Here is a 1,094-nt window from a genome sequence, read left to right on the forward strand (position 1 = left end):
GTCGATATGCCGTCATGGTACAGGCTACACCCAGATAGAAGCCGATTACAAAGACATACATTCCGATGTCTGCTACTATGTGCCGCACGGCGCGGATTACGAGGTGTGGCGGCTAAAAATTACCAACAAAGGAGCAAAGGCGAGAAAAATATCAGTCTTTGGTTTTGTCGAATTTACCTGCGAAAGTTTTTATGAGCAGGATCAGGTGAATCTTCAATATACCCAATTTATTACACGGACTTATTTTAAGGAAAAATTTATCCTGCAAACAATTAACGAGAACTGCCTGAACGCCGTCAACGAAAGCCGCGTGGAGACGCGCTTTTTTGGCCTTGCCGGAGCGAAGGTCGCGAGTTACTGCGGCGACCGAGCAAAATTCTTAGGCAGTTACCATGACTACGGAAACCCAGTCTCTGTAGAAAACGGCAAACTTGACGGCACTCTCAACTACAACATGAACCCCTGCGGCGCATTGCACACAACACTCGAGCTTGCGCCCGGCAAAAGCGCCGAGTGCGTTTTCCTACTTGGACAAAAACGTGAAGCGCAGGCAAATGAACTTGTTGCCCGTTACGAGGACCAGACTCTTCCCGACCGTGAAGTCGCAGAATTAAAAAATTATTGGCACAAAAAATTGGGTGGTTTTAAAGTTACAACCCCAGATGAAAACTTTAACAACATGATCAACACATGGAACGCTTATCAGTGTTTTATTACTTTTATTTGGTCTCGCGCGGCCTCGTTAATTTACTGCGGACAGCGCAACGGTTACGGCTACCGCGACACCGTGCAAGATATTCAAGGCATCATCCACCTTGATCCCGACATGGCTCTTGAAAAAATCAAGTTTATGATTTCCGCCCAAGTGAACCATGGCGGCGCTCTTCCGCTGGTTAAGTACAGCCACAACCCCGGACACGAAGACAAACCCGAAGACGAATCCTACAGCAAAAGCACAGGACACCCCTCCTACCGCGCCGATGACGCCTTGTGGCTTTTCCCAACCGCTTGGAAATCTGTCGCATACACGGGCACCACCGCTTCGTTAGATGACATACTCCCCTACCACGACAAAGGCAAGTATCCCCTATTCA

At 48.4% G+C, this 1,094-nt stretch carries 1 protein-coding gene; it reads left to right on the top strand.

All coding sequences use genetic code 11. From position 1 onward, the window contains the following. The coding region (locus tag ACYVRA_RS06700) for a GH36-type glycosyl hydrolase domain-containing protein (protein ID WP_461251970.1) at nucleotides 1-1,094 on the top strand (1,094 nt) is incomplete at both ends.

The sequence above is a fragment of the Treponema sp. R8-4-B8 genome (assembly GCF_054786175.1).